The organism is Actinomadura monticuli, assembly GCF_041463655.1.
Lineage (GTDB): Bacteria > Actinomycetota > Actinomycetes > Streptosporangiales > Streptosporangiaceae > Spirillospora > Spirillospora monticuli.
Map to the genome: position 1 here is coordinate 88428 of NZ_JAXCEI010000002.1, position 25522 is coordinate 113949.

Annotated in this window: 25 protein-coding genes; 7 read left to right on the forward strand and 18 right to left on the reverse strand. The window is 73.5% G+C overall.

Annotation, left to right across the window (positions count from 1 at the left end; translation table 11 throughout):
• Positions 1–17: 17 nt before the first annotated feature.
• The 4 genes from SM611_RS04265 to SM611_RS04280 all read left to right on the forward strand — a co-directional run bounded on the left by SM611_RS04265 (position 18) and on the right by SM611_RS04280 (position 2254).
• Complete coding sequence (locus tag SM611_RS04265; protein ID WP_371947473.1) at positions 18–299, forward strand: hypothetical protein; 282 nt, start codon at positions 18–20, stop codon at positions 297–299.
• Between the two features lie 79 nt (positions 300–378).
• Entirely contained in the window at positions 379–1026 is a 648-nt protein-coding gene (locus SM611_RS04270) for a class I SAM-dependent DNA methyltransferase (RefSeq protein WP_371947474.1), read from the forward strand.
• Positions 1027–1168: 142 nt separating this feature from the next.
• Positions 1169–1516, forward strand: a complete 348-nt coding sequence (locus SM611_RS04275) for a hypothetical protein (RefSeq protein WP_371947475.1) — start codon at positions 1169–1171, stop codon at positions 1514–1516.
• 27 nt (positions 1517–1543) lie between these two features.
• Positions 1544–2254, forward strand: coding sequence for a helix-turn-helix domain-containing protein (locus SM611_RS04280; RefSeq protein WP_371947476.1), 711 nt, complete (start codon positions 1544–1546; stop codon positions 2252–2254).
• Here the strand turns inward: SM611_RS04280 and SM611_RS04285 are convergent.
• From SM611_RS04285 to SM611_RS04300, 4 genes are all read right to left on the reverse strand, one after another.
• Positions 2236–2814 (reverse strand): dihydrofolate reductase family protein, encoded by a 579-nt coding sequence (locus SM611_RS04285; RefSeq protein ID WP_371947477.1) that lies wholly within the window; start codon positions 2812–2814, stop codon positions 2236–2238. The two genes, SM611_RS04280 and SM611_RS04285, sit on opposite strands and share 19 nt — an antisense overlap.
• A gap of 91 nt (positions 2815–2905) precedes the next feature.
• The gene (locus SM611_RS04290; protein WP_371947478.1) at positions 2906–3667 is read right to left on the reverse strand and encodes a muconolactone Delta-isomerase family protein; all 762 of its coding nucleotides are present in this window, start codon (positions 3665–3667) and stop codon (positions 2906–2908) included.
• Between the two features lie 112 nt (positions 3668–3779).
• Positions 3780–4631 carry an alpha/beta hydrolase gene (locus SM611_RS04295; protein WP_371947479.1) on the reverse strand — a complete coding sequence of 284 codons (852 nt, stop codon included), beginning with the start codon at positions 4629–4631 and terminating at the stop codon, positions 3780–3782.
• Between the two features lie 68 nt (positions 4632–4699).
• Positions 4700–5521 (reverse strand): alpha/beta fold hydrolase, encoded by an 822-nt coding sequence (locus tag SM611_RS04300; RefSeq protein ID WP_371947480.1) that lies wholly within the window; start codon positions 5519–5521, stop codon positions 4700–4702.
• Between the two features lie 447 nt (positions 5522–5968).
• On the opposite strand from SM611_RS04300, the gene SM611_RS04305 reads away from it, so the two are divergent.
• A complete protein-coding gene (locus tag SM611_RS04305) occupies positions 5969–6742 on the forward strand; it encodes an enoyl-CoA hydratase/isomerase family protein (protein WP_371947481.1) in 774 nt (257 codons plus the stop codon).
• A gap of 66 nt (positions 6743–6808) precedes the next feature.
• A complete protein-coding gene (locus tag SM611_RS04310) occupies positions 6809–7567 on the forward strand; it encodes an SDR family NAD(P)-dependent oxidoreductase (RefSeq protein WP_371947482.1) in 759 nt (252 codons plus the stop codon).
• A gap of 79 nt (positions 7568–7646) precedes the next feature.
• On the opposite strand, the gene SM611_RS04315 is transcribed toward SM611_RS04310, so the two are convergent.
• Genes SM611_RS04315 through SM611_RS04380 form a run of 14 tightly spaced genes read right to left on the reverse strand, consistent with a single transcriptional unit; the run spans position 7647 to position 23922 of the window.
• Positions 7647–9182 carry an AMP-binding protein gene (locus tag SM611_RS04315; protein WP_371947483.1) on the reverse strand — a complete coding sequence of 512 codons (1536 nt, stop codon included), beginning with the start codon at positions 9180–9182 and terminating at the stop codon, positions 7647–7649.
• The gene (locus SM611_RS04320) at positions 9179–10195 is read right to left on the reverse strand and encodes an LLM class F420-dependent oxidoreductase (protein ID WP_371947484.1); all 1017 of its coding nucleotides are present in this window, start codon (positions 10193–10195) and stop codon (positions 9179–9181) included. Before SM611_RS04320 ends, SM611_RS04315 begins: the two co-directional genes overlap by 4 nt.
• Before the next feature lie 35 nt (positions 10196–10230).
• A complete protein-coding gene (locus SM611_RS04325) occupies positions 10231–11034 on the reverse strand; it encodes an enoyl-CoA hydratase/isomerase family protein (RefSeq protein ID WP_371947485.1) in 804 nt (267 codons plus the stop codon).
• Positions 11031–11318 (reverse strand): hypothetical protein, encoded by a 288-nt coding sequence (locus tag SM611_RS04330; RefSeq protein WP_371947486.1) that lies wholly within the window; start codon positions 11316–11318, stop codon positions 11031–11033. Before SM611_RS04330 ends, SM611_RS04325 begins: the two co-directional genes overlap by 4 nt.
• A gap of 17 nt (positions 11319–11335) precedes the next feature.
• A complete protein-coding gene (locus SM611_RS04335; protein ID WP_371947487.1) occupies positions 11336–12136 on the reverse strand; it encodes an enoyl-CoA hydratase-related protein in 801 nt (266 codons plus the stop codon).
• Positions 12133–13419, reverse strand: a complete 1287-nt coding sequence (locus SM611_RS04340) for an FAS1-like dehydratase domain-containing protein (protein ID WP_371947488.1) — start codon at positions 13417–13419, stop codon at positions 12133–12135. The genes SM611_RS04335 and SM611_RS04340 overlap by 4 nt, the downstream gene beginning before the upstream one ends.
• On the reverse strand, positions 13416–14933 hold the full coding sequence (locus SM611_RS04345) for a class I adenylate-forming enzyme family protein (RefSeq protein ID WP_371947489.1): 1518 nt from the start codon (positions 14931–14933) through the stop codon (positions 13416–13418). The genes SM611_RS04340 and SM611_RS04345 overlap by 4 nt, the downstream gene beginning before the upstream one ends.
• Complete coding sequence (locus tag SM611_RS04350; protein WP_371947490.1) at positions 14930–15349, reverse strand: HAD family hydrolase; 420 nt, start codon at positions 15347–15349, stop codon at positions 14930–14932. The genes SM611_RS04345 and SM611_RS04350 overlap by 4 nt, the downstream gene beginning before the upstream one ends.
• 43 nt (positions 15350–15392) lie before the next feature.
• Positions 15393–16979 (reverse strand): ABC transporter substrate-binding protein, encoded by a 1587-nt coding sequence (locus SM611_RS04355; RefSeq protein WP_371947491.1) that lies wholly within the window; start codon positions 16977–16979, stop codon positions 15393–15395.
• On the reverse strand, positions 16976–18031 hold the full coding sequence (locus SM611_RS04360; protein ID WP_371947492.1) for an oligopeptide/dipeptide ABC transporter ATP-binding protein: 1056 nt from the start codon (positions 18029–18031) through the stop codon (positions 16976–16978). The genes SM611_RS04355 and SM611_RS04360 overlap by 4 nt, the downstream gene beginning before the upstream one ends.
• The gene (locus SM611_RS04365; protein WP_371947493.1) at positions 18028–19992 is read right to left on the reverse strand and encodes a dipeptide/oligopeptide/nickel ABC transporter permease/ATP-binding protein; all 1965 of its coding nucleotides are present in this window, start codon (positions 19990–19992) and stop codon (positions 18028–18030) included. Before SM611_RS04365 ends, SM611_RS04360 begins: the two co-directional genes overlap by 4 nt.
• A complete protein-coding gene (locus SM611_RS04370) occupies positions 19989–20933 on the reverse strand; it encodes an ABC transporter permease (protein ID WP_371947494.1) in 945 nt (314 codons plus the stop codon). The genes SM611_RS04365 and SM611_RS04370 overlap by 4 nt, the downstream gene beginning before the upstream one ends.
• Positions 20927–23053 carry an acetate--CoA ligase family protein gene (locus SM611_RS04375; protein WP_371947495.1) on the reverse strand — a complete coding sequence of 709 codons (2127 nt, stop codon included), beginning with the start codon at positions 23051–23053 and terminating at the stop codon, positions 20927–20929. The genes SM611_RS04370 and SM611_RS04375 overlap by 7 nt, the downstream gene beginning before the upstream one ends.
• A gap of 14 nt (positions 23054–23067) precedes the next feature.
• Positions 23068–23922 carry an enoyl-CoA hydratase-related protein gene (locus SM611_RS04380; RefSeq protein ID WP_371947496.1) on the reverse strand — a complete coding sequence of 285 codons (855 nt, stop codon included), beginning with the start codon at positions 23920–23922 and terminating at the stop codon, positions 23068–23070.
• A gap of 154 nt (positions 23923–24076) precedes the next feature.
• Here SM611_RS04380 and SM611_RS04385 point away from each other — a divergent pair, with 154 nt between their 5' ends.
• Positions 24077–25519, forward strand: a complete 1443-nt coding sequence (locus SM611_RS04385) for a FadR/GntR family transcriptional regulator (protein ID WP_371947497.1) — start codon at positions 24077–24079, stop codon at positions 25517–25519.
• Positions 25520–25522 lie beyond the last annotated feature (3 nt).

The window sequence follows — 25522 nt, forward strand, 5'->3', positions numbered from 1 at the left end:
CAACGGTTCGCGTGGGTGTGCGGCCCTTTCCTGAGAGCAGGTCCGCGACCACCTCGGCGTCCAGGTCGGGACGGGCCTCGGCCAGCGGCGTCTCGGTCGCCTGCAGAATCGCCCGCCGGTTCCTGGCCGCGTCCGCACGCTCCGGACCGGACACCTCGCTCCGGGCGAGACCGTGCTCGTTCAGCTCGGGCCGCCTCACCGCGTCCGTCCACGCGCGCATCCCGCTCGACGAGGCTCCCGAAGCCCACCGGATCCTGGACGCCCGCGCGAACCTCGGCCGCGTCCTGCTGGTGCCCTGACGCCTCCATCTGCCGCGGCGCTCATCCGGTGTGCCCATGTGGCGGCCAGATTGTCGGTTGAAGAGGCTACGGTCCTTCGATGACCTGGTTGAGCGATACCCGGAAGTCCTACGACGCCGTCGCGGCCGGCTACGCCGACGAGACCCGCGACCTGCTCGACAGGCTACTCCACGTCCGCGCGGGGGTCGTGCTGTTCGCCGACCTCGTCCGCGCGATCGGCGGCGGGCCCGTCGCCGACGTGGGCTGCGGGCCGGGGCACACGACCGCCCTGCTGCGGGAGCTGGGCGCGGACGCGTTCGGCATCGACCTGTCACCCGCGATGATCGAGATCGCCCGGCGCGAGCACCCCGGCGCGCGGTTCGAGGTCGGCTCGATGACCGACCTGGAGCTCGCCGACGACTCTCTCGCCGGGGTCCTCGCGTGGTGGTCGCTGATCTACATCCCGGACGAAACGGTGCCGGACGTGCTCGGGCAGTTCCACCGGGTGCTGCGGCCGGGCGGGGTGCTGGCCGTGGGATTCCACGTCGGTGACGCGTCCAAGATCGAGACGGTCGGGGACGGCGACCAGGTCCTGCGGGCGTACGTGCACCACCGCCGACCGTCCCGCGTGGCCGACTGGATCCGCGACGCGGGCTTCATCATCGAGTCTCAGCATCTGCTGAATCCGGACGAGCCGAAGCCGGGCGCGATCATCTTCGCTCGCCTGCCCCCGGCGCCGCCTCGGTAACCGTCGTGGGAGCGTGACCGGGTGGTGAAGGCGTCGGTCCGCTCCGCGTCGCGGGTCATGCGGGCGATGTCGTCCCCGGACAGGGCCGCGTCGGACGTTACGTCAGCATCTCCGCTACCGCGTGCGCTCGGAGGCGTGACCGATGGCAGTCATCCGGCTCTACATGACCATGTCACTGGACGGCTACATAGCCGGGCCGCAGGACGATGCGGACGCCCCGCTGGGCGTCGGCGGGTTCCGCCTCTTCAACTGGCCGGACCGGCGCAACGATCCGGGCCCGAGCGGCCAGGAGTACTCCGAGGCGATGTCCACCCGCGCCGTCATCTCCGGCCGCCGCAACCGGTGCTGCTCGGGGCGGGGACGGCGGCTGTTCGACCATCTGCCGGCGGAGCACGTCGAGCTCGACCTGGTCCGCCGGCTGACCACTCCAGAGACCGAGAGCCCCGCGCAGCAGGTCATGCACCTGCGTTATCGCGTCCGTCGCCCGTGACCCGCGGACCCCGCATATCCTTCGTCCGTGGAACTGCGTTTCGGGACGCGCCAGTCCGACTCGCCGTGGGTCGACGCCGTCTGGACCTGCACGAGCGAGCGGGTCACGGAGATGACGTCCGTGGCGGGAGTGCGCTGGGGCCTGGTGTTCTGGACGCAGGACGGCCGGTCGTACACGAGCATCACCGGTCCCGAGACGCGGACCGGCACGGCGCCGGTGCCGGAGGGCGCGGCTTTCACGGGCATCGATTTCGCGGTGGGCACCTCGCTGCGGGCCATGCCCGCGCCGACGCTGGTCGACGCGGGCGTCGAGCTCCCCGACACCACCCGCCGGACGTTCCGGCTCGACGGCTCCCGCTGGGAGACTCCCGGACCCGACGATGCCGAAGCCCTGGTCGAACGTCTCGTCCGGGCCGGGATCGTGGTCGGCGACCCGCTCGTCGCCGGGGTGCTGCGGGGGCGCCGGCCGGACGTCTCGGAGCGCACGGTCGAACGCCGCTTCCGCACCGTGACCGGGCTGACGCGGGGCGCCATCCGGCAGATCGAGCGGGCCCGCACGGCGGCGGGGTCGCTGGCGGCCGGTGACCCGGCCGCCGCCGTCGTCACGAAACTCGGCTACTTCGACGAGCCGCACCTGGCACGGGCGCTGCGCACCTATGTAGGACGGACCGCCGGGCAGCTGCGCGAGGGCGCCGGCGGCGCGATCGGCCTCGACCTGGATCAGCGCTTGACCTCGTAGACGAGCTTCAGGATCCCGTTCGGGTAGCTCTCCGACTCCCGGAGCGTCAGCATGTGCTTGTCGCGGTCGGCCCGCCCGAACAGGCTCTTCCCGGCACCGAGCAGGACGGGGAAGACGAGCAGGTTGTACTGGTCGATCAGGCCGGCGTCCGACAGCCGCCGGGCCAGTTCCGCGCTCCCGTGGATGAAGATCGCGCCGCCCTCGCCCTCCTTGAGCGCGGCGACGTCCTCGGTCGAGCGCAGGATCGTCGCCGGCCCCCACCCGTCGACCAGGGCGTCCTCGGACAGCGTGGTCGACACCACGTACTTGGGCAGCTCCTTGTAGTCGGCGTGGTCCTCCGAGCCGGGCCAGACCGGCGCGAACGCCTCGTAGCTGCGGCGGCCGAACATCAGCGCCGTCGTGTCGGCGAGCTCCTCGCCCTTCAGCGACCAGGCCTCCGGGACGAACTCGAGGTCCTTGAACACCCAGCCGCCGCTGCGGTGCTCCTCCCCCGGCCCTCCGCCGGGGGAGTCGACGACGCCGTCGAGCGACATGAAACCGGTGTAGACCAGGTCACGCATAGCGTTTCTCCTCATGGTCGGGCGAGCTGCGGCTCAGGGTAGACCGCGGACGCGCCGCCGTCTTGGACGGAAACGACAGCGAGTTCCACGGCTATCCGGCGAGGTAGGTCTCGTAGACGACCGCGCCCGGGCGCCGCCCGCCGACGGTGAGGAACACCCCCTTGTTCAGCCAGTCCAGATCGGGGGCGGCCGTCTCGATCCGGGTCGAGGCGCGAAAGACGTACTCGTCGGGGTGGACGTTCTCACCGCGGCCGAGCCGGGCGAGGACCTCCGCACTGCCGTGGCGGACCGAACTCGACCGGACGGAGAGCAGGTCGCCGCCGTCGGTGCGCAGGGCGTAGCGGACGTCGCCCAGCGCGGTGCCGTCCGGCAGCACGGTCTGCCAGTCCGCGCCGGCCCCGGGCACCAGGGCGCCCCGGAGGGCGGGGCCGGTGAACGTCCCGCCGGTCAGGGCCACGATGCGGCGGCGTCCCGCGGCGACCTCGCCCAGTTCCAGTGGCGGGGCGAGGGTGGCCTCCAGCCGGTACACCAGCGTCAGCCGAGGATCAGGCAGGCGTCCGCGGGCCGCGGCGGGGTCGTTGGGATGGGCGACGAGCGGCGTGACGGTGACGCGCATCCAGTCGTACAGCGGCAGGCCGCGGAGCAGGGCGTCGAGCTGGGGACGGTCGTCCGCGCGGTACAGCCCGAGGATCCGCTGCTCGCCCGACTCGGTCCGCGTCGACCAGATCCGGGCGACGTGGCCGTGCGCCGCCAGGTCGGCCGCGGCGGTCGCCTCCGCGTCCTCGCGCCGCATGACTTCGTTCTCGGACGTCCCCTCGGGGACTTCGACCTGGAACTCGACGAGGTACTCCATGACGATCTCCTCTGGCCTGGAGGCGTGCGGTCACGTGCCCGCGATGATCACTTCTGGTCGGAAACGGGCAGGCGCAGGACGAGGCCGGCCGCCGGGGCACCGCCGGCGATTGCTACGCCCCGGCTGGGGCGTGCCGCTCGACGAAGTCGAGTGTGGTCTGGGCGACCTCGGGCCAGGCGTGGTCGATGGTGAGCGAATGGCCTCGGTCCGCCATCTTCACGATCTCCGTCACGCCGGGATTGCGCTTCTGCCGCTTGTAGGAGGCGTTCGCGATCGCCCAGGGCACCGTGTGGTCCTTCTCTCCGTCGATGATCAGGAGGGCGCCGCGGTCGGGGTTCTTCGTGTCCGCCTTCGCCTCCGTCCACGGGTTCAGGTTCGCGTTGCCCATCTGCATGAGAGCGATCCCCGAGCCGGCGACGTGGAACGCGTCGTAGAGCCTGCGCGCCTCCTCCTCGTCCAGCGCGTTCGCCCAGCCGTACCGGAACTGGTCGAACGTGAGCGTGATCGCGCGGCCGCGCGTGCGCGGGTCGACCAGGAAGGGGCCCACGCCCTTCAGCACGGAGGCCGGCAGCGGCAGGACGCCGCGGAAGATCCCGGGGTCGATGGCGACCGTGACCGCCGAGAGGCCCTTCCCCGCGAGCATCTCGGCCAGCAGGCCCCCGGTCGAGTGCCCCACCAGCACCGGCTTCCGGTCCAGCGCGTCGACGATCTCGGCGGTGTGGTCGGCGATCTGCTTCAAGGTCTTCTTGGCGAGGACATCCGGATTCGCCCGGGCCTCCTCGACCGTTTCCGGATCGTCAGGCCAGTCCGGCGTCAGCGGTGCGTAGCCCGCCTGTTCGAAGAAGTCCGCCCACTCGGCCCAGCTGCTCGGCAGCAGCCAGAGCCCGTGGATGAAGACGACCGGGGTGCGGCCGGAGGCGTTGGCGGCCTCGATCTCCCGGCTCTCCCTCTCGGAAATGGACATCTTCTCTCCTCTCCTTCGGGCAGGTGAAGGCGACCCGCCCCGATGGCGGTGGTCGCGGAGTGCGCCGGTCAGTTCCGCAGGAAGGACAGCAGTTCGGCGTTGACCTGGTCCTGAAGGGTGGCGGTGAGCCCGTGCGGAGCCCCGGGGTAGTAGACGTCCTTGGCGCCCTTGATCAGGCGAGCGGATTTCACCGCCGAGTCCTTGACGGGGACGATCTGGTCGTCCTCGCCGTGCAGGACCAGCGTCGGGACGTCGAACTTCGCGAGGTCGTCATGGAAGTCGGTCTCGGAGAACGCCTTGATGCTCTCGTAGGCGTTGAGGAGACCCGCCTGCATGCTCCAGATCCAGAACTGGTCGAGCACACCCTGGGATACCTCGGCGCCGGGACGGTTGGCGCCGTAGAACTGAACGGCCAGGTCCTGGTAGAACTGCGAACGATCCTTGACGAGGGCCTCGCGCATTTCGTCGAACACCTCGATCGGCAGGCCCTCGGGGTTGTCCTCGGTCTTCACCATGATCGGGGGGACCGCGGCGATCAGCACCGCCTTGGCGACCCGGTCCGTGCCGTGCCGGCCGATGTAGCGGGCGACCTCGCCTCCGCCGGTGGAGTGGCCCACCAGCGTCGCGTCGTTCAGGTCGAGCGCCTCGATCACGGCGGCGAGGTCGTCGGCGTAGCCGTCCATGTCGTTGCCCGAGGAGGCCTGGCTGGAGCGGCCGTGACCGCGCCGGTCGTGGGCGACCACCCGGTAGCCGTGCTGGACGAGGTACAGCATCTGGCCGTCCCACGCGTCGGAGCTCAGCGGCCAGCCGTGCGAGAACGTGACGGCCGGGCCCTCTCCCCAGTCCTTGTAGTAGATCTCCGTACCATCAGGCGCCGTGATCGTGCTCATGGAATCCGCTCCCTCCGGGCGGCGGGGTCGCTACAGAGCGCCGCGGACCTCTCCGGTCTCGTTCGTGTCTGCAGAGCACCTCGGTCCCGCCCGTAGTTCGTAACTCGCCATGCCAATTGGGTAACTCCCTCCCCCCGGAGCGGGAAACCCATAACCGCAGGCATGGAAATTTCCGGCAGATAGCTAATTGCTGCCGCTTTACCCGATATGCCCGGCCGGGCGGCGGATCGCGGCGCCGAGGGCGGCCCAGCGGCCCCGGCCCGCAGCCCGCGTCGGCGATAGAGCCGTCGGGGAGCCGTCGGGGAGCCGTCAGGGAGCCGGCCGGACCCGGGGCGGAGGCCCTGGTGACGCGGCCGCCTTCACGGGAAGATCCGCGTGAGGGATCCTGTTGACTGACCGAGATATCTACGTCAACGTAGTTCACCTAGTATGGACCCTGGAGGGCGGATGGACTTCACGACGGTGACCTACGAGGTGGCCGGCCATGTCGCGACGATCACGCTGAACCGGCCCCAGGCCATGAACAGCTTCAACGAGGCGATGCTCAACGAGTTCGCGGAGTTGTGGAGGACGGTTCGCGAGGACGACGACGTGCACGCGGTGGTCCTCCGCGCGGCGGGCGACCGGGCGTTCTGCACCGGGGTGGACGTCAAGGAGGGCTTCGACCGGCCGTCCAACCCCTGGACCGAGGAGGACCCCGGTGACCGGCTGTCGCCCAAGCTCAACCGGGTCTGGAAGCCCGTGGTGTGCTGCGTGCACGGCATGGCGGCCGGCGGGGCGTTCTACTGGATCAACGAGTCCGACATCGTCATCGCCTCCGAGGACGCGACCTTCTTCGACCCGCACGTGAGCTACGGGCTGACCGCCGCGCTGGAGCCGATCGGGCTGGCCCGCAAGATCCCGGTCGGCGAGGTGATGCGGATCGCGCTGCTCGGCCTGGACGAGCGCATGTCCGCCCAGCGGGCCCACCAGATCGGGCTGGTCAGCGAGGTGCTGCCGCGCGAGGAGCTGTGGGCGCGGGGCGCGGAGATCGCGCGGATCATCGCCGCCAAGCCGCCCGCGGCGGTGCAGGGCACCGTCCGGGCCGTGTGGGAGTCCCTCGACCGCACCCGCAGCGAGGCGCTGCGCTCCGGCATGCTGTACACCCACATCGGCAACCCCCTCGGGCAGGCGCAGGTCGACCGTTCGGCCGTGCCCACGCGCACGTGGACGCTGCGATGAGCCGCCTGCCCTGACCCACCCCCGACCCCGAACGACGGCCGGCGCCCGCCGGCGGATGGAGAACGCATGGAGATCAGCGGCAAGAAGGCGATCGTGGTCGGCGGCGCGTCCGGCATGGGCCGCGCCACCGCCGAGTTGTTCGCGGCGCGCGGCGCGTCCGTGGCGGTGCTCGACCGCCCCGGATCCGGCGGCGACGAGGTCGCCGAGGGCCTCGGCGGGACGTTCCACCCGGTCGACGTCACCGACTTCGCCGGGACGGAGGCCGCCATCGACGCCGCCGTCGCCGGACTGGGCGGCCTGCACGCCGTCGTGACCACCGCCGGAGGCGGCATCGCCCAGCGCACGCTGAGCAAGGAGGGGCCGCACGATCTGGACGCCTTCCGCAAGGTCCTCGACCTCAACGTGGTGGCGTCGTTCAACATCTCCCGCCTCGCCGCGGCCCGCATGAGCGCCAACGAGCCGGAGGACGAGGAGCGCGGCGTCATCATCAACACCTCGTCCATCGCCGCGTTCGAGGGCCAGATCGGGCAGGTCGCCTACACCGCCGCGAAGGCCGGCATCGCCGGGATGTGCCTCACCATGGCCCGCGACCTCGGCTCGCTGGGCATCCGCGTGCTGGCGATCGCGCCCAGCCTCTTCGCCACCGGCATCACCCAGGGCATCCCCGACGAGTTCGCCAAGGCCCTCACCAAGGACGCCGCCTTCCCCAAGCGCATGGGCCGTCCCGAGGAGTACGCCAAGCTCGCCCTGGCCATCGTCGACAACCCGATGCTCAACGGCCAGTGCCTCCGCCTGGACGCCGGCCAGCGCTTCGCCCCGCGCTGACCGGGCGGACGCCCGGCCCGGACGCCCGGCTCGGCCGCCTGACGACGGGCGGCCGGGCCCGGCCCGCTCGTGCGGGTGGTCAGCCGCGGAGCTCGTCGCGGAGCAGCCGCTTGTAGAGCTTCCCCGTCTCGGTCCGCGGCAGCTCCGAGCGGAACTCCACGACGCGCGGGCACTTGTGGCTCGCCAGCCGCTCGCGGCAGTAGGCGATCAGCTCGGCCGCCAGCTCCTCGGACGGCTCCCGGCCGGGCATCGGCTGCACGAAGGCCCGCACCTGCTCGCCCCACTCGGGGTCGGGCGCGCCGACCACGGCGCTGTCCAGCACGGCGGGGTGCACGGCCAGCACGGCCTCGACCTCGGCGGGGTAGACGTTGACCCCGCCGGTGATGATCATGTCCTTGATGCGGTCGACGATGAACAGGAAGCCGTCCTCGTCGAGATGCCCCGCGTCGCCGAGGGTGAACGCCGTCCCCCGGTAGACCTCCGCGGTCTGCTCGGGGTCGCGGTGGTAGGAGAAGGCGGGCCGCCCGCCGTCCAGGTAGACCGCCCCCACCCGGCCGGGAGGGAGCTCGTTGCCGTCGTCGTCCAGGATCTTGACCGTCATGCCCCGGATGGGACGGCCCACGGTGCCGGGCCTGGCCAGCCAGTGGTGCGGTTTCGCGATCGTCGCCGCGCCCTCCGTGCCGCCGTAGGTCTCCCAGATCACCGGCCCCCACCAGTCCAGCATCGCCTGCTTGACCTCGCGCGGGCAGGGGGCCGCCGAGTGGACGATGGACTCCAGGCTGGAGACGTCGTGGCGGGCCCGGACGTCCGGCGGCAGCCGCAGCAGCCGGGTGAACTGCGTCGGCACCATGTAGCCGGTCGTGATCCGGTGCTCCTGGATCAGCCGCAGCGTCTCCTCCGCGTCGAACGCGTCCATGATGACCAGGGGCTGGCCGGCGTGCAGCGCCGCGAGGTAGAAGCTCTGGCAGCCGCCGTGGAACATGCCGGCCGACACCAGGTGGGCGCCCTCCAGCGGCTGGAAGCGGAAGGCGTGCGCGAACGTCTTCATCGCGTCCGCCATGGCGTCGGGGGTGATGCCGGGCAGGTCCCGCCAGATCCCCTTCGGCCTGCCGGTCGTGCCGGACGTGTAGACGAGCGGCATACCGGCGGTGCGGTCCGGGGGCGGGGAGTCGGGGTGCCCGCGCAGCACGTCCCGCTGAGGGGTGAAGCCGGGGATGCCGCCGCCCACGGAGACGCGGACCGGCACGCCGGTGACCGCGCCCGCGCGTCCGGCGTACGCGCCGTGGACGATCAGCGCCTTCATCCCGGCGTGCTCGGCGATCGCCGCGACCTCCGCGGCGGGCGACCTGGTGTTGAGGGTGACGTAGCGCCAGCCCGCCTCGGCGGCCGCGAGCTGCCAGACCAGGATGTCCAGGTCGTTCGGCAGGGCCATCCCGACCACGTCGCCCAGCCCCACGCCCCGGTCGCGCAGCGCGTGCACGGCCTGGTGCGCACGGCCCGCGAGCTCCGCGAACGTGAGCGACTCACCGGACGGGCAGGCGAGGACGGCCGGCTGATCGGGGTGGTGCTCGGCGAGGTACCAGATGCCCAGCGGGCGGTCCCAGGGGTGCTTCATCGGCTCGTACCGCCCCCGGCGAGGAAGCCGGTGAACAAGGCGGGGTCGATGCGGTACGGGGTGTACAGGCTCACCCGGTCGCAGACGTCGCCGATCCTGGCCCGCAGCGCCGCGGGGATCTCCTCCGGGGCGCCCGTCAGCGCGAACTCGTCCAGGATGTCGTCGCTGATCATGTCGGTCATCTCGCGCCACCGCCCCTGCTTGGACAGCGCGGTGAGCTCGGGCTGCAGGTCGCCGAACCCGTGCAGGTCCAGCACGGGACGGTAGGCCGGGGTCGAGGCGTAGAAGGCGATCTGCCGCTTGATGCCGCGGGTGGCCTTGGCGATCTCCTCGTCCGTCCGGCCGGTGACGATCATGCACGAGCCGGAGACGGTGAAGTCGCCCAGGCCCTCCTCGCCGGCCTTGGCCCGCCCGCGTTCCAGCGCGGGCAGCGTCACCTCGCGCAGGTAGCGCTCCGTGGTGAAGGGGTGCACGAAGAAGCCGTCGGCCACCTCACCCGCGACCTCGGTCATCAGCCGCCCCACCCCGGCCAGGTAGACCGGCGGCGGGCCGTACTCGTGGGGCTGCTGCGCGAAGAACGGCGTCATCAGCGTGTGGGTGTAGAAGTCGCCCTGGAAGTCGAGCCTCTCGCCGTCCTGCCAGCACGCCCAGATGGCGCGCATGGCCAGGACCAGCTCGCGCATGCGCGCCGCGGGGCGCGACCACGGCATCGAGTACCGCCGCTCGATGTGCGCCTTCACCTGGGACCCGAGGCCGAGGACGAACCGGCCCCGCGAGTGCCGCGCCAGGTCGAAGCCCACGGTGGCGAGCGTCATGGGGGTGCGGGCGAACGCGATGGCGACCGAGGTCCCGACGGTCGCCGACTCGGTCGCCGAGATCGCCTGCAGGCTCAGCAGGAACGGATCGCTTCCGGCCTCCGCGACCCAGACGCCGCCATAGCCCTCCTTCTCCAGGTCCGCCGCCGCGGCGGGAGCCCCCGCCAGGTCACTGCCCAGATTGGCGTCGATCTTCATGCGCACTCCACAGTCCCGTGTGAACAGTCGCTCTGCTATCTCGACCGGTCGGCGAGCCAGCGCCGTACGGCCTCTCGGTGCTCGGCCGAACGGCCGGAACGGATCATCCGCTCGCTCTCCCTCGGCAGCGCCTCCCGCAGGTCCATGACCTGCGCGTCCCGGATGTTCTCCTTCATCAGGGCGTACGCACCGCGGGGGCCCGCCGCGACCCGCCGTGCCCAGGCCAGGGCCTCGGCCCGCAGGTCGCCGTCGGGGACGACCCGGTTGAACAGGCCGAGGCGCTCCCCCGCCGCCGCGTCGACGGGCTCGGTGCCGATGAGGAACTCCAGGGCGCGGGCCGGCCCCAGCGCCCGCGTCAGCGACCACGCGCCGCCGAAGTCGCCGCTGAACGCGAGCCGCGACCAGCCGCCGACGAGGGTCGCCGAGGCCGCGGCGATCCGCAGGTCGGCGGCCAGCGCGAGCCCGAGCCCGGCGCCCACCGCCGGGCCGGGCAGCGCCGCGATCGAGATCTTGGGGCTCTCGCGGAGCATGACGACCATGCGGGCCAGCCGGGTCAGCGCCGCCGCCCCGTCCTCGTCGCCGCCGCCGTCGCGTCCGGTGCCCAGGCGGACGTCGCCGCCCGCGCAGAACGCCGGGCCGGCCGCCGTGACCAGGACGCAGCCGACCTCGTCGTCGGCCTCGTGCACCTCGATCAGGCGGGGGATCGCGTCGTACATCTCGGGGTGCAGGGCGTTGCGGCTCCCGGGACGGTTCAGCTCGATCACCCCGACCCCGTCCTCGACCCGGCCGAGGACGGTCTCCGTCCCGGAGTCGACCCGCCGCACCGCGCCGCCGGTCACGGGGCGACCCCGTAGCGGTCGAGCTCGTGGCGGACCATGGCGTCCAGCGTGGGGGCCGGCGGCTCGGGCAGCTCGACGCGGGGCCGGTCCCGGGTGGGGACGCCGTCCCGGCTCACCTCGTCGTTGTGCGGCGGGGTGCGCTGCGGGTGCGGGACGCCGAGGCGCCGGCGCGACTGCTCGATCGCCTCGGCGGTCAGGACCCCGAACGGCTGCTCGGGTGCGGCGGTCTGCTCGGGTGCGGCGGTCTGCTCGGGTGCGGCGGTCTGCTCGGGTGCGGCGGACATGGTCTCGGTCCTCCTCGTCAGCGTCCGGTGAAGGCGGGGTCGCGGCGGCCGAGGAACGCGCGGATGCCCTCCCTGAAGTCCTCGCCGCGCAGGCTGAGCTCGACCGTGCGGGCCTCGGCGTCCAGCGCCCGCGGCAGGTCGGCGCCGAGATGGTCGGAGATCAGCGCCTTGGTGAGGCCGTGCACCAGGGTGGGGCCGGCGGCGAGTTCGGCGGCGAGCTCCTCCGCCGCGCCCGCCAGGTCGTCCGCCGGCACCACGTCCGCGATGAGGCCCCACTCCAGGGCCCGCGGCGCCGGGACGACCGTCCCGCGGATGAGCATCTGCTTGGCGCGCGCGACCCCGATGAGCCGGGGCAGCAGGAACGTCGCGCCGCTGTCGGCGGTGAAGCCGCGGCGTGCGAACGGCTCGCTGAACGCGGCCGTGTCGGCGGCGACCACGAAGTCGCACGCGAGCGCCAGGTGCAGGCCGAGCCCGGCCGCCCGTCCCTGGACGGCGGCGACCGCGGGCACCGGCAGCTCCCACAGCGTCCGGACGAGGCGGTGCGCCGACGCCGACAGGTTCCGGATCATCGCGCCCAGCGGCGGGCGGTCGCCGCCCTGCGCGTTGGCGGCGGCGAGGTCGGCGCCGCCGCAGAAGTTGCGCCCCTCGCCGCGCAGCAGCACGGCCCGGACGGCGCCGCCCGCCGCCGCATCCTCCAGCGCGCGCAGCAGCGCCGCGATGTCCTCGGAGCGCAGCGCGTTGGCCTTGTCCGGACGGGCGAGGGTCACGCGCAGCACGCCGCCCGCGACCTCGCACCGCACCCCGTCCGGAGCCGTCACCGCCGTCCCTCGCGCAGCAGCTCGCCGTGCCGGGCCATCATGTCGGCCGCCTTGCGCTGCAGCTCGGCCGGGACGGCGGGCAGCAGCGCGGCGCCGTGCTCGCGGCTCGGCAGCGCGACGGTCGCGGTGCCCTTCATCGTGTCCTCGCCGCGCTGGTTGGTGGCCTTGAACGCGATGTCGACGAGGCAGCGGCCGTCCTCGGCCACGGTCTTGCCGGTGACCTCCCCGGACAGGAACTGCGTGTCGCCCTGGTAGTTGAACTTGCGGATCTCGTCGTGCTGGGAGACCACCCACGCGTCGTCGCCGGCCCAGTCGGTCAGGTAGTGGTGCGCCCAGCACTCGCGCAGCACGCCGTAGTCGTAGGCGCGCGGGTTGCCGATCGCCTGCGCCCACGCGGAGTCCCAGTGGACGCGCTGCGCCACGTCCGGGACGCCGTACTCGTTCTTGATGTAGAACGGGGCGATGCGCTGCCGGTTCTCGTAGGCGAGCCGTCCCGTCTTCAGCCCGTACGGGACGAAGCCGTACCCGCCCGCGTGGAAGACGACGATGTCGGTCGTGGTCAGCGGGCCCTTCACCATCGGCGGCAGCGGCTCGCCGGCCTTGACGTCCTCGAAGTGGCGCGGCTCGCGCCCGCGCGGGCCCTCCGCCGCGTAGATCTCGTCGATCTTCGCGAGGTCCTCGTCGGTGTAGTTCGGGTCCTCGATGCCGGCGTACTTGCCGCGCTCGCGGGCCTTCTTCCGCTCGGTGTAGATGACCAGGGTCCGGTAGACGCCGACGACCTCGGCGTTCTGGTTCATCTTGACCTGGCGGTGCACCTTCACCACCGAGCGCCCGGCGAACTCCGACCGCTTGACCTCGATCGTCTCCAGGCCGCCGAAGCTGTACAGGGTGTCGCCGGGGCGGATCGGCCGGTACCAGTCCCAGGTGCCGCCGGACACGAACGCGTGGATGCCGCGGTAGCTGCCGCCGCGCTCCTGCTTGGACTGGCGCTCGCCGCGCAGCGGGGCGTTCAGCACCGCCGCCATGATCGGCGGGGCGATCTGGCCGCCCCAGCGGGATGCCCGGCCGTACTCGGGGTCGGTGAACAGCGGGTTGTCGTCCCCGTACCCGGTGGCGAAGTTGCGGATCGCCTCCGGGGTGGCGGTGCCGAGGAACTCCTGCGAGCGGCTCGCCCAGTCCCGGCCGAGGATCGCGCGGTCCTTGTCGATGTCGGCGTCGTTCAGCTCGGCGGAGGTCGCCCGCTCGAACTCCTCGGCGGTCTTCCCGTCGGTGGTCTCACTCACGAGGCGGTCCTTTCGGGGACGGCGAACAGGGCCCGGACGCCCGGGCGGCTGATCTTCATGGACGGCGTGCGGGGCAGCTCGTCCACGATCCTGATCTCGGTCGGCAGGTGGTAGCGGGCCAGCCGGTCGCCCAGCCAGGCGCGCAGCTCGGCCGGGTCGGCGGGCTCGGCGGGCGAGCGGAGGGTCACGGCGGCGACCGGCACCTCGCCGAGCCGCGGGTCGGGGACGCCGACGGCCGAGGCGTCGGCGACGGCCGGGTGCGCCTTCAGCGCGTCCTCGATCACGCTCGGGACGATCTTGAAGCCGCCGCGGTTGATGGCGTCGTCGGCGCGGCCGTGGATGAACAGGAAGCCGTCTTCGTCGAGGGAGGCGAGGTCGGTGGTGCGCGTCCAGCGGTCGCCGCCGCCGGGCAGCTGCGCGCCGCGCGCCTCCAGGACGCCGACCTCGCCGGTCGCCAGCGGCGTGCCGCTCTCCGGATCGACGATCCGCAGCTCGACGCCCGGGTGGGCGCGGCCGGCGCTGCCGCGCTTCGCGTCCCCCCACTGGCGGCGCAGTTTCAGGTGCCATCCGGCGATGGCCCCGGCGAACTCGGTCGCGCCGTAGTTGGTGAGGACGGGAACGCCGTAGCGGGCTTCGAAGCGCTCGGCGTCGGCGGGATCGAGCGGCGCCGTTCCGGACAGGACGACGCGGACGCCGTCGAACACGTCCGCCGGCACGCCGGCGTCCATGACCATGCGCATCGCGGTCGGCGGCAGCCCGACGACCTTCGGGCGGTGGGCGCGGACGAGGCCCGTCCACTCCCCGATCTCGAACCGGTCCATCAGCGCGGTCGTCCGCCCGTCCAGGACTGAGCTGACCGCGAAGTACAGGCCGGAGATGTGGACGAGGGAGGTCCAGAGGATCTGCGTCTCCCCGCTCAGGCGCGGCTCGCCGTCCAGGGCGGTGCCGGCGGCCTTGTACGCGGCGGTGAGCCGGCCGTAGGTCAGCTCGGCCCGCTTGGGCTTGCCCGTAGTGCCGCTGGTGAGCATTAGGACGGCGAGGTCCGACGGCTCCACCGGGCGGGGGTCGGAGGCCCAGTCCACCTCGCGGCGGACCAGCGCCCGCTCCTCGCCCGTCTGGACGGCGACGGCTCCGGCGGCGCGCGCGGCGTCCCGCACCCCGCCCCTGGCCCAGTCGCCCGGCTCGGCGATCACGGCCTGGGGCGCCAGGCCCTCGATGTCCTCGGCGAGCCCGACGTCGCCGTGGAAGGGGCTCAGCGTGACCACCTCCCGGCCGGTGGCCAGCACGGCGATCAGCGCGGCCACGAGCGCAGGGCGGTTGCGCAGCACGATGCCGACGCGGCGGGCGCCCGTGCCGTCCAGGAGCTGCTCCAGGTCCTCGACGGCCTCCCGGTGGAAGGCCCAGGGGTAGGAGCGTCCGCCGAAGGTCATCGCGGTCGCGGCGGGGTCGATCGAGACCATCCGGCGCAGCCGCGCGGACAGCGGCCTGGCCGCGTCCGGCCCGACGTCGTTCATGGATTCCCTTCCGTTCGCTGGGGGAGCCGCCGGAGCAGCGCGGCGAGCGCGGTGTCGCGGGGGTTCGGCCCGACGTAGGGCGGGACGCCGAGCACCTCCCCCGCGCGCGGCACCTCGTCGGGCTGGTCGTCCACCAGCACGGCGGGCGCGTGCTCCGGCGGCAGGGTGGGCAGGACCCAGTGGCCCCGCCCGTCCCGCTCGGCCTTGACGTGGAATGCCGTGACCAGGTCGGCGATGCCCGCGGCCTCGGCGCGGCGGCGCGCGTAGTCCGCGCCGCCCGCGCTCCACAGCAGGGCGGGCGTCCCCCGCTCGCGCAGGGCCGTGAGCAGCTCACGGGCCAGCGGGCGCAGCGACGTGCCGGTCACCGAGTCGAGCAGGGTGCCGTCGACGTCGAACAGCCACGCTCTCGCGGTCACGGTCGCACCCTCACATCCACGTAGATGACTTCGCAAACATAGTTTACTTCGTCCAGAGGTAGTACGGGCGAGGCGCGATGTCCTCCGGCGCGAAGACCGGCTGCTGCGTCGCGCGCACCGAGGCGGCCAGCGCCGCGGCGCGCGGGTTCTGGCTCAGCGGGAACGCCACGCCGCGCTCCACGGTCTGCCGCTGCAGCCGGCTCAGCAGGGGCTTGCGCGCGGCGTCGTCGCTCATCGCCAGAGCCTCGTCGAAGGTCTTCTCCATGTCGGCCAGGTCGTCGAGCCCGAACGGGTTGTAGATCCCCTTGTTGGAGACGGTGCGGCTCCACCACTGGTAGATGTCGATCGAGGTCGGCACGAAGTAGCCGGCCGGGAAGCGCCCCTTGCGCACGTCCGCGGTGTACTGGCCGTTGGCGACATCGACGATCTTCATGGTGATGCCGCCCTCCTTCAGCAACTGCGCGACGGTCTCGTTCACCTGCTTGATGACGGGCGCGTTGCCCACCTCGAAGGTGAAGCCGCCGGCGTACCCCGCCTCGGCGAGCAGCTGCTTCGCCTTGGCCACATCCGGCTTGTTCAGGTCGTTCAGCGACGGGTCGTTCCACGGGGAGTCCGGCGCGGCGAACCCGCCGTTCTCGGAGTCGCCCTTGCCCGACAGCAGCGCCTTGTTGTACGCGTCGCGGTCGAGGAGCAGGCCGATCGCCTGCCGGACCTCCGGCTTGGCGAAGGCGGGCACCTTCTTCCCCTCCCGGTCCATGATCAGGAACGTGCCGGTCGAGGTGAAGTCGTTCAGCACCCGCAGGCCCGCGCTCTGCGCGGCGTCCATCTGGTCCGGCTGGAGCGTCGACATCACGTCGGTCTGGCCGCTCTGGGCGGCGTTCAGCCGGGCGTTGTCCTCCTGCATGATCGAGACGTTGACCGTCGCGGCCCGGACGGCCGCCTTGTTCCAGTAGTCCGGGTTGGCCTTGTAGACGTGCTCGGCGCCCTCCCGGTGGGCGTCCTTCTGCCAGATCCAGCCGCCGCTGCCCGCCGCGGTGCGGGTCAGGTCGGTGCCGTCCTTGATCGCCTTCGGGCTGACCATCGCGCCCGCGACCGTGGACATGCTGTAGGGGAAGTTCGGCTGCGGCACCGCGAACGACACCCGGACCGTGGCCGGGTCGACGGCCTCCACCTTGGAGATCGGCGCGTAGATGTTGGTGTACGGGCCGCCGACGATCTTCTTGGCCCGGTCCAGGTTCGCCTTGACGGTCTCGGCGTCGAACGTGGAGCCGTCGTGGAACTTCACGTCGGTCCGGAGCTTGAACTCCCAGGTCTTGGGGTCGGGCTGCGTCCACGACGTCGCCAGCCACGGCTTGGGGGTGAACTTCTCGTCGACGACGGTGAGCGTGTCGTACTCGGGGAAGATCAGCATCCCGTTCTGGGTGGTGGTGCGGGCCGGGTCCATCGACGGCGCCTCCTGCCAGGCCGCCATGCGCAGCGTCCCCGCCGGGGACTGCGGGGCGCCGTCGGCCTGGACGAGCGGGCCATCGGACCCGCTCGTGGAACCGCCGCCGCAGGCGGTCAGGGCCACGGTGGTCGCGAGCGCCGCGGCCGCGGCGAGCGCGCGTCCGGGTGCCGGGGTTCTTCTCATCGGGACTCCTCCGGGGTGGGGGGATCGTCGTGCAGGTGGCAGGCCACGCGGCCGCCGCCGGTCACGTCCGTCCAGTCGGGAAATGTGTCGGTGCACACCGGCATCCGGTGCGGGCATCGGGAGGCGAAGGGGCATCCGCCGGGAGCGGGGGCGGGGCCCGGGGCGACGGCGGTCAGTTCCCGGCGGCGCCGCCGCTGGAGCCGCTGCCGGGCCGGATCGGGGTCGGGCGCGGCCGCCAGCAGCGCATCGGTGTAGGGGTGGGCGGGCAGCTCGCAGATCCGGTCGGCGGGTCCCTCCTCGACCACGCGGCCCCGGTACATGACCGCGATCCGGTCGCTGGTGTGGCGGACGACGGCGAGGTCGTGGGCGACGAACAGGTAGCCGACGCCGGTGCGCTCCCGCACGTCCTCCAGCAGGTTGACGACCTGGCTCTGCACGGACACGTCCAGCGCGCTGACGGGCTCGTCCAGGACGATCAGGCGCGGTTCGGGCGCGAGCGCCCGCGCGATCGACACCCGCTGGCGCTGCCCGCCCGACAGCTCGTAGGGGTAGCGGCGGGCGTGGTGGGCGGCGAGCCCGACCTGGTCGAGCAGGTCCGCGACCCGCTTCGCGCGCTCCGGGCCGCGCAGGCCGAAGTGGACGGCCAGCGGTTCGGCGACGATGTCGCCGATCACCTTGGTCGGGTCCAGGGAGCCGAGCGGGTCCTGGAACACCGCCTGCACGGCGCGGCGGTAGGCGGCCGGGACGCGGCGGCCGAACGCGTCGACGCGGAAGCCGGCCGCCTCGATGGTGCCCGCGTCCGGCCGCAGCAGCCGCAGGATCGCCCGCGCGGTGGTGGACTTCCCCGAGCCCGACTCCCCCACCAGGCCGAGCGTCTCCCCCGGCGCGATGTCGAGGCCGACGGAGTCGACGGCGACGTTGCTGAAGGGGCGCCGCCAGGGGGCGGACCGGCGGCCGGTGAAGGAGACGGTCAGGTTCCGCACCCGCAGCAGCGGACCGGCGTCCTCGGTGGTGCTCTCGGCGGCGGCCTTGGCGGTGTTCGTCGGGCTCATGCCTTCTTCGCAATCTGCTCGGCGCCGGTCTCGCCGACGCCCGTCAGGGTCAGCTCGCCCGCGCGGACGCATCGGGCGGCGCGGGCCCCGCCGCCGGCGGCGGTCAGCTCGACCGGCCCCGCCGTGCACTCCGGCCGGGCGTGCGCGCAGCGGTCGGCGAAATGGCAGCCCTCGGGCCAGGCGTCCGGCGGCGGGACGACGCCGGGGATGGACGGCAGCCGGCCCGTCCGCCGCACGTTGCGCGGCAGCGACGCCAGCAGCCCCTCGGTGTAGGGGTGGGACGGGCGCCGGAAGACCTCCTCGGTCGGCCCGCACTCCACGAGCTGGCCCGCGTACATGACGGCGACCCGGTCGGCCACGTCCGCGACCACCCCGAGGTCGTGGGTGATCAGCAGGATGGACGTGCCGATCGACGCGCGCAGCTCCAGCAGCAGGTCCAGCACCTGCCCCTGGACGGTCACGTCCAGCGCGGTGGTGGGCTCGTCGGCGACCAGCAGCCGGGGCCGGCACGCCAGCGCCATCGCGATCATCACGCGCTGCGCCATGCCGCCGGAGAACTGGTGCGGGTAGGCGCCGATCCGGGCGGCGGGATCGGGGATGCCCACCTGCTCGAACAGCTCGATCACCCGCGCCCGCGCCCGCGCCCGCGTCAGCCCCTCGTGCTCGCGCAGCACCTCGGCGACCTGGTCGCCGACCGTGTAGGCGGGGTTGAGGCTGGCGATGGGCTCCTGGAACACCACGCCGATCTCGCCGCCGCGCACCGTGCGCAGCTCGTCGAACGCCAGGCCGGTCAGCTCCCGGCCGTCCAGCCGGACGGCGGCGGCCGTGACCCGCCCGGGGTCGGGGACGAGGCCGAGCAGCGACATCGCGGTGACGCTCTTGCCGCTGCCCGACTCGCCGACCAGCCCGAGGACCTCGCCCCTGCCCACGTCGAAGGACACGTGCTGGACGACGTCGACCCGGCCCGCGCCCGGCTGCGGGAACGACACGGTGAGGTCGCGGACGCTCAGCAGCGGGTCGGGCACCGCCGCCCCGGCGATCTCCGGCCCGGCGTCCGGCGCGGTCCCGGGGGCTTCGGCGTCGCGGTGCACCGGGTTGACGCCCAGCGAGCCGGCCTTGGCCTCGCGGGCGAACAGGTCCCGCACGCCGTCGCCGACCTGGTTGAACGCCAGCACCGTGAGCAGGATGGCGAAGCCCGGCGGCAGCGCCAGGAAGAAGCTCTGCCGGATGCTCGCCTGCGCGTCCGCCAGCATCGAGCCCCAGCTCGCGTCCCCGGCCTGCGCGCCGAGGCCGAGGAAGGACAGCGTCGCCTCCGCGATGATCGCGCCCGCGATCATCAGCGTGACCTGCACGATGAGCGGCGGGGTGATGTTGGGCAGGATGTGCCGGAACAGGATGCGCGGGGCGCGGGCGCCCGCCACCCTGACGCCGTCCACGTACAGCTCCTCGCGGGCCGCGAGCGTCTCGCCGCGGGTGAGGCGCAGCAGCGTCATCGCGTACACGACGCCGACGACCGCCATCGACTTCCACAGTCCGGGGCCGAGCACCGAGATCAGCGCGATGGCCAGCACCAGGAACGGCACCGACATGGCGCCCTCGACGATGCGCATCAGGATGCGGTCCGTCCAGCCGCCGGCGTAGCCCGACAGCAGCCCGAGCGGGATGCCGATGACCGCCGCGATGCCGACCGCCTCGGCGCCCGACGCGAGCGCGACCCGCGCGCCGTAGAGGATCCGGGACAGGACGTCCCGGCCGAGCTTGTCGGTGCCGAGCCAGTGGTCGGCGGACGGCCCGAGCAGCCCCTCCCTGACATCGCCCTTGAGCGGGTCGTACGGCGCGATCAGCGGGGCGAGCGCGGCGGCGAGCACGACCAGTGCCACGACGCCGGTCCAGAACAGCGTCGCCTTGGAGCGCAGCAGCCGGGCGCCGATCCTGCCGCGGAGCCGGTCCGGGGCGCTCACAGCGCACGCACCTTCGGGTTGAGCCACGCGTACGACAGGTCGAGCAGCACGTTGACCAGCACGACGACGACCACCGTCAGCACGACGATGCCCTGGATGACGTCCGGGTCGCGGCGCAGCACCGCGTTGATGGCGAGCTGCCCGAGGCCGGGCATCGCGAACAGCCGCTCGATCACGATCGAGCCGCCCAGCAGCGTGGTGACCTGGAACGACACGACGGTGACGACCGGCACCGCGGCGTTCTTCAGGGCGTGCTTGACCACGACCCGGCGCTTGGACAGGCCCTTGCTGAGCGCCGTGCGCACGTACTCCTGCTGCAGGACGCCGATCATGCTGGACCGGGTCTGCCGGGAGATCGCGGCGGCGGCGATCAGCTCGAGCGAGACCGAGGGCAGCACGAGGCTGCGCAGCCAGCCGGCGGGGCTCTCCTCGATCGCGACGTAGCCGACCGACGGGAACCACGGCAGCCGGATCGCGAACGCGAAGATCAGCAGCAGCCCCAGCCAGAACCCCGGCACGGCCTGGCCGACCGTGGCGAGCAGGCTGATCGCCCGGTCGCCGGCGCGGCCCGCCCGCAGCGCGCTCCAGATCCCGGACGGCACGCCGAGCAGCAGCCCGACCACCAGCCCGCCGAAGGTGAGCGACAGGGTGACCGGCAGCGCCTGGAACAGCGAGGCCGAGACGTCCGCCTTGGTGTACAGCGACTGGCCGAGGTCGCCGCGGACGGCGCCCGACACCCAGTCGGCGTACTGCTCCAGGGCGGGACGGTCCAGCCCGAGCTCGTGCCGGACGGCGGCGACCTGCTCCGCGGACGCCTCCGGCCCCACGATGTTCTCCGCCGGATCGATGTCCGACAGCTGCCCGAGGAAGAACACGGCGGTCGCGACGAGGAAGACCAGCGGGATCATCGCGAGCAGCCGGATGGCCACGGTCCTCAGCACGGCGGCTCTCCCGTCGCGGTCTGCGACACGACGGCCAGGGCGTCGACGGCGACGGCGCCGGACGGCCCGACGATCAGCGGGTTCAGCTCCAGCTCCCGGATCTCCGGGTGCCGCCGGACGGTGCCGCCCAGCCTGACCAGCACCCCGGCGACGGTGGCGGCCTGCGCTTCGGTGAGCCCGCGGACGGCGCCGACCAGGCGCCCGCCGGCCAGCTCCCGGACGAGCCGCCCGGCCTCGGCGGGCCCCACGGGGGCGAGGGCGAGCCGCCGGTCCCGGACGATCTCGACGAGCGTCCCGCCGAGGCCGACGGTGACGACCGGCCCGAACGTCGGGTCGGTGAAGAGCCCGCAGACCAGTTCCAGCCCCGGCTCCGCCATGCGCTGGACCAGGACCACCGCGTCCGGCGCGCCCTCGGGGCGCAGCTCCTCGCCGAGCGCGGCGAGCGCGGCGTAGGCGCCCTCGACCTCGTCCCGGCCGCTCAGCCCTACGCGCACTGCGCCGTGCTCGCTCTTGTGGGACAGCCAGTCCGCGCTGAGCTTCAGCACGACCGTCCCGCCGAGCTCGGCCGCCGCGGCCACCGCCTCGGCCGCGCCGGTGACGACGCGCTCGTCGGGCACGGGGATCCCGGCCTCGACCAGGTAGCGGCGGGAGACGTGCTCGGCGAGCCTGCGCGACGGCGGCTCCGCCCCGGGCGACGGGTCCTCCCGCGGATGGAACGGCTCGCCGAGCAGCCGCTCGCGCGTCTCCTGGTAGCGGGCCAGCTCGCCCAGCCCGCGGATGAGCAGCATCGGGTCGTGGCAGGCGGTGACGCCGCGCGCGGTCAGGTCGAGGGCCACCTCCTGCGCCGCCCACGCCGCGAACGGCTTGTCGGTGGAGTCGCAGGCGGCCTGGACCGTCTCGCGCAGCGCCGGGCCGAGGCCGCGCGCCACTCCGGCGACCACCACCATGTCGTAGTCGGGCGCGGCGGTGACCTTGGTGAACAGCTCGCGGAGCATCGACTGGTCGTTCACGATCTGCGCGGTCGGGTCGATCGGGTTGGCGGTCGACCCGAAGGACGGCACCAGCCCGTCCAGCGCGTCGGCCAGCGCGCCGGCGGGGCGGGGCATCTCCAGGCCGGCGGCCTCGGCGGCGTCGGCCATCAGGACGCCGGCGCCGCCGCTGGAGGTGACGACGGCGAGCCGTCGCCCCGCCGGACGGCGCCCGGCGGCGAACACCCGGGCGAACTCGATCAGCTCGGCGGGGCCGTCCACGCGGATGATCCCGGCGCCCTCGAACGCGGCCGACACCACGTCGTCCGCCGAGGACAGCGCGCCGGTGTGGCTCGCCGCCGCGCGGGCGCCGACCTGCGAGCGGCCGGTCCGCACGGCCACGATGGGCTTGCCCAGCTCCAGCGCGCGGCGGGCGGCGGCGAGCAGCCCGGCGGGCTTGCGCAGCCCCTCCATGAACAGCGCGATGACCCGCACGTCCGGCTGCTCGACCAGGTGTCCGACCATCTCGCCGCAGGTCACGTCGGCCTCGTTGCCGGTGGCGAGGACGTAGGACACGCCGAGCCCGGACCGCTGGGCGGTCTCGAACATGCCCATGCCGAAGCCGCCGCTCTGGCTGACGATGCCGATGCCGCCGGTCTCCTGCGGCACGTCGGTCAGGGTGGAGAACACCGCGCGCAGCCCGATCGTCAGGTTCATGATCCCGATGCAGTTCGGCCCGCAGATCCGCATCCCGGAGCCGGCGCCGATGGCGGCCAGCTCGTCCTGCGCGCGGCGGCCCTCCTCGCCGACCTCGCCGAAGCCCGCCGACAGCACGAGCAGCGCCCCGGTGCCGCGGGCCGCGGCGTCCCGCGCGATCTGCGGGACGGCCGGGCCGGGGGCCGCGACGATCGCCAGGTCGACCGGCTCGGGCACGGCGGAGATGCCGGGGTGGGCGGGCAGCCCCTGCACGGTGTCCCGGGAGGCGTTCACCGGGAAGATCGCGCCCTGGTAGGTCTCCTTCAGCCGGGCGAGGATGCGCCCGCCGATCCGGGCGGGCTGGTCGGACGCGCCGACCACCGCGATCGAACGCGGTGCGACGAGGGGGGTGAGCGCCGCCACGCCGGCGGGCGGTTCGGTCGCCGTCTGGGTCACGGTTGACCACTCCTTCATGCGCTGGGACGGGGTGGGACGGGGGCGGCCCCGGCGGCCGGGGCGCCCTCGGCGGGTGCGGCGGGTGCGGCGCGCCTGGCGGCGCGGCGGGCGGCCAGTTCGGCGAACTCGCGGCGGTCGAGGCTCTCGTAGACCAGGTCGACGGAGCGCTCGTAGGCGGTGGGCCAGTCCTGCTCCCAGGCGGCGTGCACCTGCTCGCGCATCCTCGCCAGCGAGTAGGCGGAGTTCTCGGCGAGCGCGGCGGCGTAGGCGCGGGCCCGGTCGAGCAGCTCCCCGGCTGGAACGATCCACTGGACCAGCCCGATGCGCTCGGCCTCCGCGGCCCCGACGGTGCGGGAGGAGCACAGCACGTCGAGCGCCCGCGCGGTGCCGACGAGCCGGGACAGCAGCCAGGCCGTGCCTCCCTCGGCCGTCAGCCCGAACCTCGGGAACGCGCTCGTGAAGGACGCCTCGGGCGCGGCGAACCGGACGTCGGCCATGAGGGCGTGGGCCAGGCCGATGCCGGCGACCGGGCCGTTCAGCGCGGCGATGAGCGGCTTGCGCAGCCGCATGGCGGTGTCGAAGGGGACCGGCTGCGCGGCGTTCCGGGCGCGCAGCGTCTCCGCGTCGAGGCCGTCGAGCGCGGTGTAGTCCGCCCCGGCGCAGAACGCGCGCCCGGCGCCGGTGACCACGATCGCGCGGACGCCCGGGTCGCGGTCCGCCCGGTCGAGGGCGGCCAGGTAGAGCTCGCGCATGCCGGGCGTGAAGGCGTTCAGCCGGTCCGGCCGGTTCAAGGTGATCAACGCTATTTCGTCGGCTGTTTTAGTCAGCACCTCCGGCGATGCCGGTGCGCTGTCCGCAGCTCCGACCACGAGAACACCCCTTCCCGCCGATCAATCCGAAGTGGCACTACGATCGATGCAAGGAAATTAGTAGCATGTTTAATCGTGGCGGCCAAGACGCTCGCTAGGATTCATCCGACTCGTCCGGCCACGGACCAGAGCCCATCGGGGGTCGCAGTTGACGGTGCCGCCACGTACGGTCCGCGCCGAGCCGCGGCGCAAGCTCGCCGAGCAGGTCGCGCGGCGCATCGAGGACGAGATCGTCGAGCGGGGCTGGCCGGTGGGCGAGCCGATCGGCGCGGAGGCCGAGCTGATCGCGCGCTACGGCGTGTCCCGCGCCGCGGTGCGCGAGGCGGTCAGCATCCTGGAGTACAAGCAGGTCGCGGCGATGCGCCGCGGCCGGGGCGGCGGCCTGGTGGTGCGCGCCCCGGCCGGCGCGGTCGTCGCCGAGGCGGTGGCCGCGTTCTTCCACTTCGCCGACGTGTCGGTCGGCGAGCTGTACGACGCCCGGATCACCCTGGAGGTGCTCGCCGCGCGGCTGGCCGCGCGGCGCATCGGCGAGCGCGACATCGCGCTGCTGCGCACGGTGGCCGCCGACGACACGGTGGAACGGCAGCTCAGCGTGGCGGTCGCGCGGGCCTCCGGCAACCCGGTGCTGTCGATCTTCATCCCGTCGCTGACCCGGGTCACCGGCGCGCTGGCGGGCGACCCGTCCGACCGCTACGACCTCGGCGGGGAGACGATCGGCGTCCGCCGCCGCGCGCTGCACGGCATCGCCGAGGCGATCGTCTCCGGGGACGAGGCGAGGGCCGAGCGGCGCGTCCGCCGCCAGCTGGAGGGCGAGCGCGCCTGGCTGGACCGGGTGCGCGCGGCGCGCGCCGCCGCCGGGCCGGCCGACGGCCCGCCCGGGTCGCTGGCCCAGCGGCTCGCCGACTCGGTCACCGGCGGCACGGCGGGCAAGCTGCCGGAGAAGGTGGCGCTGCTGGTCCGCCAGGAGATCCACCGGCGCGGCTGGCCGACCGGGGAGGTCATCGGCAACGAGGCCGCCCTGTGCGAGGAGCTCGGGGTCAGCCGGTCCGTGTTCCGGGAGGCCGTGCGGATCCTGGAGCACAACGGCGTCGCCCGGATGCGGCAGGGGCCCGGCGGCGGGCTGGTCGTCCAGGCCCCCGACCCGGCCCGCGTGGTCGACGCGCTCCTGCTCTACCTGCGCTACCTGCAGGTCCGGGCCGCCGACGTGTTCGAGGTACGGACGGCCGTCGAGCTGCGCGCGATCGAGCTGGCCGCGGCCCGCGCCCCGCACGGCGACCACGACGCCGCCGCCGGCCTCGCGGCCGCCCTCGCCCACGAGCGCGACCCCTCGGCCCTGCCCGGTCCGGCGCTCGCGGAGGTGCACCTGGCGCTGGCGCGGCTGAGCGGCAACCAGCTGCTGTCGCTCTTCACGGCCGTGCTGACCCGGCTCACCCGGTTCCGCGCCCCCGAGGACGCCGGACGGGAGCCGTCCGTGGCGAGCCACCAGAAGATCGCCGAGGCGGCGCTGACGGGCGACGTCAGCCTCGCCCGGCATCGCATGAGCCGCCACCTCGCCGCCCTCGAACCCTGGCTCGACGCGGTGCCACCACGTCGTTGACCT